Source organism: Acidiphilium sp. PM (assembly GCF_000219295.1).
Classification (GTDB): Bacteria; Pseudomonadota; Alphaproteobacteria; order Acetobacterales; family Acetobacteraceae; genus Acidiphilium; species Acidiphilium multivorum.
This window is the reverse complement of record NZ_AFPR01000304.1, coordinates 1-1,717: the sequence shown is the minus strand read 5'-3', so window position 1 is coordinate 1,717 and position 1,717 is coordinate 1. Positions and strand designations below refer to the sequence as shown.

Sequence of the window (1,717 nt, the reverse complement as noted above, 5' to 3'; positions counted from 1 at the left end):
GCCGAGGAGGTGCTGGAAGGGCGCTGCCGGCGGCTGATCTTTTTCGAGGACCCGCATGTGGCGCGGGAGCATGAGGCGGATATCCAGCTGCTGGAGCGGGCGACGCGCTTCGCGCCGGACGGGTGCCTCTGCATCAACGATACGGCGAGCGCCGAATTCTGGACGAGCGGCTTCGGCGCGCTCGTCCAGGGGTGAGGGAGGCGGTCAGCGCGACAGCGCGGCCTTCGGGTTCATCGTCGGGTCCGCCCGGCGCGGGCCGAGGCGGAGCACGCCGGTGAGGGCGAGGCTGGCGACGGCGAGGACGACATAGACGAGGAAGCCGCGCGCGTAGCCGGCGGCACCCATCGTGCCGACGAAATGGCCGAGCAGCGGCGGGACGGCGAAGCCGCCCAGCGCGCCGAGGCCGCCGACCCAGCCGGCGGCGCCGCCGACCGCGTGCGGCACGTAGTTCGGCACCAGGCGGAAGACGGCGGCGTTGGTCACGCCCATGCCGGCGCCGACCAGGAGTTCGCCGCTCACCGACAGGGCGAAGCTGCCGGACAGCGTCATGATCAGCGCGCCGGCGAGCAGGACGAGCAGGGCGAGGGCGGCCACCGCCTCGCCGCCGAAGCGGTCGGCCCAGGCGCCGCCGGGCACGCGGATCAGCGAGGAGAGCAGCGAGAAGCCCGCGGTCAGGATCACCGCCGTCCAGTGCGTGGTGCGGAAGAAGCTCTGCCAGTAGATCGGGAACCAGGCGGTGAGGGCGAGGAAGCCGCCGAAGGTGGTGAAGTAGAGGAGCACCAGCGCCCAGGTGCGCCATTCGGCGGCGGCCTCGCGCAGGGCGCGCAGGGCGCTGGCCTGCGGGAAGAGCTCCTGCCCGCAGGCGGCGGCCTCGGCGGCGGCCCCCTCGCGCGAGAGGCCTTCGTGGCGGAGCTGGAAGAAGGGGGCGTTGTGGCCGAGCACGAGATAGGCCGCGATGCCGGCGACGACGATGCCGAGGGAGACGAGATAGGCGCCCCAGAGGCCGATGAAGACGATCAGCAGCGGCAGGATCAGCGCGACCAGGCCGGGCGAGGTGTTGCCGAACCCGGCATAGGCGGCGAGCGCCCAGCCCTGGTTGCGCTTCGGGAACCAGTAGGAGACCTGGCCGATGCCGACCGAGAAGGTGGCGATGCCGCAGCCGCCGAGGGCGCCGAAGAGCAGGAGCAGCGGATAATGCTGCTGGCCGAGATGGGTGGGGTAGAGGGTCAGCAGCATGTAGTAGAGCCCGCCGATGCCGATGACCGAGAGCACCAGCAGGATCAGGAAGGGCAGCTTGCCGCCGGTGGTGTCGACCCAGGCGCCGAAGGGGATGCGCAGCAGCGAGCCGGTGAGCATCGGGATCGCCACCAGGAAGCCGACCTGCTCGGGCGAGAGATGCATCACCCGCACGAAGCTGTGCGCCGTCGGGCCGAACAGGGAGACGGCGCCGAAGCCGATGAAGAAGCCGATCGTGGCGCCGAACAGGGCGTGGTTCGGGCTGCCGCGCAGGGCGGGGCGGGGGGTGGCGCGCGGTTGAAGCGGGTCGCTCATGGCGCGGGTTCCTCTTCTGCTGAAACGTCGGTCAGGGTGGCGGCGTAGGCGCGTGCCGCATCGAGCCAGGCGCGCTGGCGCAGGTGGTCGCGGATGCGGTCGCGCACCGCCTCGAAGGGGAGGTCGCGGCCGTCCTCGCGGCGGTCGAGGCGGAGGAGGTGGTAGC

1 protein-coding gene and 1 pseudogene are annotated in these 1,717 nt (G+C 72.1%); one reads left to right on the top strand and one right to left on the bottom strand.

The window, feature by feature from the left end:
* Positions 1-195, top strand: a pseudogene (locus APM_RS11765) (methylglyoxal synthase); the annotation flags it as partial.
* A gap of 9 nt (positions 196-204) precedes the next feature.
* Here the strand turns inward: APM_RS11765 and APM_RS11760 are convergent.
* Entirely contained in the window at positions 205-1,551 is a 1,347-nt protein-coding gene (locus tag APM_RS11760) for a nitrate/nitrite transporter (RefSeq protein ID WP_007423599.1), read from the bottom strand.
* Positions 1,552-1,717: the final 166 nt, after the last annotated feature.

Coding starts and splice junctions, on each gene's coding strand:
- APM_RS11760 (WP_007423599.1), bottom strand. CDS start 1,551: ATGAGCGACCCGCTTCAACCGCGCGCCACCCCCCGCCCCGCCCTGCGC.